Here is a 7,820-nt window from a genome sequence, read left to right as displayed (position 1 = left end):
CATATTCTGATTTCCAGAAACAAGGCTGGATAACAGTCTTATTTGAGACTCGATTCCTCAAAAAATCAATAAATAGAGGTGCCCTAGGGATTGATATTAGCCATCGTTCCCTAAGCTTTACTCAGGGAACGATGGCTGATGGTGATTAAACGCAGAGGCTAAGCGATTGCTGATCTTGCCCAGCTTGATCCTGTGCATTCAGTAAACGGTTAAGACCATTAAGCACAGCCAAGATTGAGGCTGTTGTGATATTGCGATGGGTACCCACGCCATAGTATTTCTGTGACTGTTCCGGACCAGTAACGGCAACTAGGGCAATGGCCTCGGCCCCACTGCCTGCATGTAGCGCGCGCTCTTCATAGTCAGCAATCTCGATTGCCAAGCCACCAAGCCGTAGAGCTGCCACTAGGGCATCGATGGGACCATTGCCAGCCCCTTGCAAACATAGCGGTTGGTTGTCGTAGTTAACCTGCATCACTAGCTGTTGCACCTGGTCATTGTCACCTGCCGTCTCTAGATGGTGGGATTGATAGACCACTGGCCCCGGTGCTGTGCCATAGGTGCTACCAAACAACTGCCAAATTGCAGACGATGACATTTCGTAGCCAGTACTATCCATAACCTGCTGTACTATCTGGCTAAATTCCACCTGTAAAGCCTTGGGTAGAACAACGCCATAGTCTCGCTCTAGCAAGAAGGCAATGCCCCCCTTTCCTGACTGGCTGTTAACCCGCACAATGGCCTCATAGGAGCGACCCACATCTGCCGGGTCCATGGGCAAATAGGGAATCTCCCAGTAGTCCCCCGGCTGTCGTTGAGCAAATCCTTTTTTGATGGCATCTTGGTGAGACCCAGAAAAGGCTGTAAAGACCAGATCACCAACATAGGGGTGTCGTGGATGAATGGGCAACTGAGTACATTGCTGAACGACTGCGGCCACCTGATCTATTTGCGAAAAATCTAGCCCCGGATGAATGCCCTGGGTATAGAGATTCATTGCTAACGTCACCAAATCCACATTGCCGGTACGTTCGCCATTGCCAAACAGACAGCCTTCCACTCGGTCAGCTCCTGCCATTTGGGCCAGCTCTGCTGCGGCAACACTGCAGCCTCGATCATTGTGGGGATGGACACTCAGGGCCACTGCATCACGGTAGTCTAACTGGCGATGCATCCATTCCACCTGATCGGCAAATATATTGGGTGTAGCGACTTCAACGCTGGCTGGTAAGTTAATAATCGCTTTGGCGTCGGGTGTGGGTTGCCACACGGCCAAGACTGCATTGCAAATATCTCGGGCAAAGGGTAGTTCAGTTGAAGTAAAGACCTCAGGAGAGTATTGAAATCGCCAGACTGTTTCTGGTTGTTGTTGGGCCAGCTGCCGAATCAGGGTGGCAGCTGACACAGCTAGTTCAATGGTCTCTGTTTTGTTATTGCGAAAGACAACTTGTCGAAAGACGGGAGCTGTCGCATTATAGACATGGACAATTGCTTGTTTTGTTCCTCGCAGTGCTTCAAATGTTCGACGGATAAGCGATTCCCTTGCCTGGGTGAGGACTTGTATGGTGACATCTGCGGGGATCCGATCTTCTTCAATCAGTCGTCGGACAAACTCAAATTCTGTTGCCGAAGCTGATGGAAACCCTACTTCAATTTCTTTAAAGCCAATGCGCACCAACAGTTCAAAGAAGTGCAGCTTTTGCTCAATCGACATGGGTTGAGCCAGGGCCTGGTTGCCGTCACGTAAATCGGTGCTGAGCCATGTGGGGGCTTGGGTAATGGTGCAACTGGGCCAGGTGCGGTCAATCTGAATCGGCTGAAACGGACTATATTTCTGAGCAGGATGCTTCAACATAATGGTTTTTGTGAGTGCTTAATGGTTGGTTGTTTAATTCCTTTTCTCGGGAAGAGCATGCAAAGGATGCTGTTGCGTTTCCCTCTTGGGAGGGGTGCCCAACGGGCGGTGTGGGTAAAGTCTGCGAGCAACAATGTTTACAGGCAAAAAGACTTAAACCTCTCAAGCCACAACAATTCCTTTAAAAAGCAGAAGGATTGATGTTGAGAGCTCGAAAAATTGCGCAAGGGAAACCCACCCCGGAGCCCCTCCCATGAGGGGATAGGGTATCGATAGACGTGGGAGATTTTGGAGATAGGCAGGCTAGGGAGACAACCTAAGAGAACGCTTTCATTTCAGCAATGGGGCTCTTCCAAAAGTGGAAGAACCTGGGTGAAATGATCGTCCTATGATTTCAGGTATGACATCCAAAACTCAAAGATTCTCGTATATCAGAAACGTTGGGTAATGGATGGGTTAGAAAAAGCCTGCCTATCGTATGGATTGGGGTGAAATCTAGTTAGTATGCGCCAGGCGCAGCAGCAGTCCTAGCCCACCGAGGCTAGTTAGACTGTGTAGTGATAGCTGCTTGACTGCGTTCATGACAAAAAAAGTTTGTGAAAAACTCAATGACGAGATTCTAGCTTACTCTTTTTTAGACCGTCAACTAAATTATTGGATGGTTATTGGTTCCTGGTTCTTAGTTCTTGGCTGCTCATTCTTTGTTTTGAGGCATTGTCTCCCATAGTTTGTTAATGACTTAACGTGTCTAACTTAACTAACTAAGAACTAAAAACTAGTAACTCAAAACAATTCCTGATTAGCGCTTAACCAGGCATCCTGATATTCTAACAAGGTTACAAAACTTTACGTCTTTGCTTTTATGGCTGCCAAGTCGCGCCTGCCGCTGCAGTTTTGGATTGTCACGTTGGTGGCATTCATTAACTCCGTCAGTTTTACCATCATTATTCCAACGCTGTACCCCTATGCTAAAGAGTTTGGTCTCAGTGATCTGGCGGCGAGTCTTCTGACCACGGCGTTTTCCTTGTCCCAGTTTTTGGGTACCCCGATTCTGGGGCGGCTATCGGATCGCATTGGGCGTAAGCCGTTGTTGGTAATTAGCTTATTGGGCACGGTGGTGGCTAACCTGCTGGCGGCGGTCAGTCCCTTTGCCTGGTGGCTGTATCTGGCCAGGATGCTGGATGGTCTAACAGGGGGTAATAATTCTGTAGCCCAGGCGGTGGTCAGCGATATTACGACCCCGGAGCAGCGGACCCAAGCTTTTGGAATTTTTGGCGGCATATTTCGACTGGGGTTTGTCGTGGGGCCGCCACTGGCCTATTTTGCCCAGACTTTACCCCCGATACCGGGTATCACGCCTTTGGGTATGAGTTTTATGGTGTCAGCCCTGATGGCCCTGGTGGCAGCGATTCTCTGTTTTGCGGTATTGCCGGAAACACGGCCATCGTCAGAGTGCGATCGCAAACTCAACCTGTCCCTAAATGACTTTGGTTTTGGCCGCCTGGCCACCTCCTTCCGCAAACCGTTGGTCGGTCGCATTTTCCTGATGACCTTTCTCAATGGGGCCACATTCACCGTATTTACCTTTGCGTTTCAGCCCTTCTTCTTAACGGTGCTGGGGCAAGATACCAAGAATCTGGCATTTGCGTTTGTATTCTTTGGCGTTCTAGCGTTTTTATCCCAGGTGTTCTTATTAGGGCCTCTGCGGAAACGGATGAATCTTGTCACACTGCTGGTGACTGCCCTGATTATGCGGGGAATTTTGCTGATTCTTTATCCGTCGTTCCCCACCATTGAAGCGTTCTGGGTATTGCTATTCTTCTTTGGTATTGTCAATGCATTTCCGATGCCGCTGATCGATTCACTCCTGTCGCTACGCACGTCTAAAGATGAACAGGGTGAAGCCCTCGGTACCAATTCTTCTTACCTGAGTATGGCCAATGCCATCGGCCCGGCTGTTTCCGGCGTACTGGTCACCTTTGGGTATGGCATGCCTTTTTTGGTGGCAGGTGGGTTAACTATAGCGATCGCAATCTTTGCGTTTTCCCTAAATTTGCCAGACAGTAAAGCCCCGGCAGTGTGATCAATGAATAGAACCAGCGGATGGGCATTGCCCATCCGCCGATTAAATTAATCTTGCAATAGCGCTTCTTTTTGCAGCACCATCAGCTGCTTAATGCCCACTTCTGCATAATCCAGCATCTGATTTAGCTGTTGACGATTAAAGCTTTCAGCCTCAGCAGTTCCCTGCACTTCGATGTACCCCAATTCCCCATTGAGCACCACATTAAAATCAATGTCGGCTGCAACATCTTCTGGATAATTGAGGTCGAGAAACGCATCGCCTTCTAACAGACCGACAGAAACAGCGGCAATCTGATGCTTTAAAGGTGAGCTTTGCAGGGTGTTTTTGGCCATGAGTGTGGCGATCGCATCTTCTAAGGCCACATAAGCCCCCGTGATCGCCGTCGTGCGAGTACCGCCATCAGCTTGGATCACATCCGCATCTACCGTCAGCGTTATTTCCCCTAACGCTTCTAAGTCTAGGGCCGCCCGCAAACTGCGACCGATCAGCCGCTGAATCTCTTGGGTACGACCCGATAGTTTCATCAGCTCTCGCCTTGTCCGGGTGTGGGTGGCACTGGGCAACATCCGATATTCTGCCGTGAGCCAACCTTGCCCTGAGTCCTTCAGCCAGCGAGGCACGTCTTCAGACGCTGACACCGTACATAGCACTTGAGTATTGCCGCAGTGGGCTAAGACTGACCCAGCCGCATAACGGGTAAAACGTCGCTCGAACTTAACTGGACGCAGTTCATTCGGTTGCCGACCATCAGGACGCTGCCAAACCATAGTGTCAATGCTCTGTATAACTATTTTCCAACATACCTAGTCTGCCGGAGTGTTGAGGACTTACCACCAGTTTTTTTAGGGTTTGCTTAGATGTCCTTACAAAAATACTTTTATCAAAGAATTATCAGATTTGTTCGCTAATTACCTGAAAAATATAGAGCGATGGAACCTAACTACCTCAGATCATCGTCTTAATAGAAACATGTCGGCATTGCCCCCTCTGCTAAAGCCCATTAAACATCTATGTTTTCTAAGTGATTGGGCTTTAAATCTGCTGCCTATTGCAAATAGGCAATCCCCCCTTAAGAACCTCTTGGCTGTCAAACCACATTGAGGTGATGATTATATTTGCGATAGGGAACTATTGAAAAATGAGTGCTTTGCAGTAAAACTGCTAGTACCCAATGTGTAATAAAACCGTATGACAGGCCCACAGAGCTATCGAAATCACCCATGTTGGATAGTGGTAAAATCCTAACTGTTGACGATAGACCTGAGAACTTAGAGGTACTCACAGAGGTCTTAGCTTCAGCTGGGTATACGGTAGCAGCATCCATTAGTGGCGAGCGGGCTATCCACCGTTTACGGTCTTTTGTGCCAGACCTGATCCTGCTGGATATTGAAATGCCAGGACTTGACGGCTTCGAGACTTGTCAACAAATTAAAGCCAATCCCAGTACATCCCACATTCCCGTTATTTTTATTACGGCCCTATCAGATACTGAAAGTATTGTCAAAGGCTTTTCAGTGGGAGCAGTTGACTTTATTAGTAAACCATTTCAAGAACCGGAATTATTAGCCAGGGTTGCCACTCATTTACAACTAAGGCATGTTAATCAGCTCTATGAATTAGAACAGAAAAAAACAGAAGAACTGACTAAACTCAATAACAAACTTCTGCTGACTCAGTTTTCAGTTGATAATGCAGCCAACGGCATCGTTTGGCTGGATGAAGATGCTAAATGTTTCTACGCTAACACAGCGGCTTGCAACATCCTGGAGTACTCATCTGAAGAACTCACAACCTTATCAGTACCCGATATTGACATTAATTTCTCGCTGAAGCATTGGAAAAAGCTTTGGAACACCATTAAACAGAAGCAAAGCGTTTCTCTTGAATCTCAACACCTCACCAAGAGTGGGCGGGTTTATTCAGCTGAAATCACGGTTAACTATCTTTCTTTTGCAGAACGAGAATGCAGTGTTGTTGTGTTTCGTGACATTAGCGATCGCAAACGGGTTGAAGCTGAACTTCAGTTAAGTCAGGCCCGTACCCAGGCAGCCTTTGAGCAAGCGGCTGTGGGCTTTGCTGAAGCCAACATGACCACTCAAAAATTTACGAATGTCAATACACTCTTTTGCCAAATGATCGGCTATAGCCGAGAAGAGTTATTGCAGATGACATTTGGTGATCTCACCTATCCAGAGGATATCCAAGCGTCTCGTCAAGCGATGGAACGTCTGTATAGCGGGGAGGTAGATAGTTTCACCCTGGAAAAGCGATATCTACGTAAAGATCGTACCTATTTTTGGGCAGAGACAACCGTCTATTTGGTCAAACTGCAGGGGGAGCATGCGATCTATACCTTAGGTCTAATTCAGGATATCAGTGAGCGTAAAGCCACTGAAAAAGCATTGAGCCTGGCCAAGTTTGCCATTGATCATACTGCTACCAGCTGCTTTTGGGTGAATAAGGATGGACATTTTCTCTCGGTCAACAAAGCGGCCTGTCAAAAATTGGGCTACTCTCAAGCAGAATTAACCACCATGTCGGTGTGGGATATTACCCCCACATTTTCTCAACGTGAATGGCCTGCCCATTGGCAAGCCCTCAAAGAGCGTCATTACCAACGGTTGGAAACGTTTCACCAAACGAAGGATGGGCATATATTTCCAGTGGAAGTTGTTGCTAACTTTTTAGAGTTTGAAGGCGAACAGTACAATTTTGCACGGGCAATCGATATTACCGAGCGCAAAGCGGCTGAAGTCAAAATAAATCAACAGAATCAAGAATTGGAACAGGCGCTCAGACAGCTGCAAAACACTCAGCTACGGCTGATTCAACAGGAAAAAATGTCCGCCCTCGGCAATTTAGTGGCAGGTGTTGCCCATGAAATCAATAATCCAGTTGGTTTTGTCGGTGGCAATGTTACTGAGCTCAAACGCGCGCTATCGGATCTGATGGAACATCTAACCCTCTATCGTCAACAGGCCCCTACGGAGAAAATAGTTGCCCATGCTGCCGCCGTTGAACTGGATTACCTATTAGAGGATGTTCCTAAAATGCTGACATCGATGGAAACGGGATGCGATCGCATTCGTAACATTAGTGTTAGTCTGCGCTCATTTGCCCGTGCCGATAAAGAAACCAAGGTCGCCTTTAATTTACACGAGGGCCTGGATAGTACCCTACTAATTCTCAAACACCGCCTGAAGGCTAATAAACAACGGCCAGCCATTCAGGTGCATAAGCATTACGGTACCTGTCCTGAAATCACTTGCTTTCCAGGGCAGTTAAACCAGGTCTTTATGAACCTTTTGGCCAATGCCATTGACGCACTAGACGAAAAAAGCCAATACCAAGATTACGCAGCCCTGGAAACCACCCCTAACCAGATCACCATTAAGACCGAATTCAACCAGGGGAAAATCATCATCCATTTTATTGATAATGGCGCAGGCATGCCTGAGGACATTAAGTCGCAGATTTTTGATCACCTCTATACTACAAAAGAGATTGGCAAAGGAACCGGCCTGGGGCTAGCCATTGTGCAACAAATTGTTGTCGAAACCCACGGCGGGCAAATTACGGTTAACTCTGCCCCTAATCAAGGTACAGAATTTACGCTGACTCTACCGACCTCTGTAACGGAGTGATACCGCTAAAGATTGAGTTTTCTCAATTTTTCTACGCCATTGTGCCCATAAGCGGTTAAAACAGGCATATAAGACAGCAAACCATCTCTAGACCTGTAGTTTTTTGTAAATGAAAACTACAAGTCTAGATGTGGTTTGGTTTTGGCTCAGGGTTAATTTTTATCCCCTATAGAAACAAATTTAGAAATACAGTGGAGGGTCAGATGGACTTCACACGACGGGATGCGTTGCGACT

General features: G+C 47.4%; 4 protein-coding genes. 2 read left to right on the top strand and 2 right to left on the bottom strand.

All coding sequences use genetic code 11. The features are described 5' to 3' along the window. Window positions 1-145 precede the first annotated feature (145 nt). Window positions 146-1,855, bottom strand: a complete 1,710-nt coding sequence (gene leuA, locus DXZ20_RS09585; protein ID WP_163697820.1) for a 2-isopropylmalate synthase — start codon at window positions 1,853-1,855, stop codon at window positions 146-148. A gap of 862 nt (window positions 1,856-2,717) precedes the next feature. On the opposite strand from leuA, the gene DXZ20_RS09580 reads away from it, so the two are divergent. After that, window positions 2,718-3,938: an MFS transporter gene (locus DXZ20_RS09580; RefSeq protein WP_163697818.1), complete on the top strand. Its 1,221-nt coding sequence runs from the start codon at window positions 2,718-2,720 to the stop codon at window positions 3,936-3,938. A 47-nt stretch (window positions 3,939-3,985) separates the two neighbouring features. Here DXZ20_RS09580 and rph read toward each other — a convergent pair whose 3' ends face one another. Further along, a complete protein-coding gene (gene rph, locus DXZ20_RS09575) occupies window positions 3,986-4,708 on the bottom strand; it encodes a ribonuclease PH (protein WP_163666459.1) in 723 nt (240 codons plus the stop codon). 453 nt (window positions 4,709-5,161) lie between these two features. Here rph and DXZ20_RS09570 point away from each other — a divergent pair, with 453 nt between their 5' ends. Further along, window positions 5,162-7,585: a PAS domain S-box protein gene (locus tag DXZ20_RS09570; RefSeq protein ID WP_163697816.1), complete on the top strand. Its 2,424-nt coding sequence runs from the start codon at window positions 5,162-5,164 to the stop codon at window positions 7,583-7,585. Window positions 7,586-7,820: the final 235 nt, after the last annotated feature.

The sequence above is a fragment of the Adonisia turfae CCMR0081 genome (assembly GCF_011009555.1).
Classification (GTDB): domain Bacteria; phylum Cyanobacteriota; class Cyanobacteriia; order Phormidesmidales; family Phormidesmidaceae; genus Leptothoe; species Leptothoe turfae.
The sequence above is the reverse complement of the archived record's forward strand: the minus strand, read 5'-3'. Positions and strand labels throughout refer to the sequence as shown.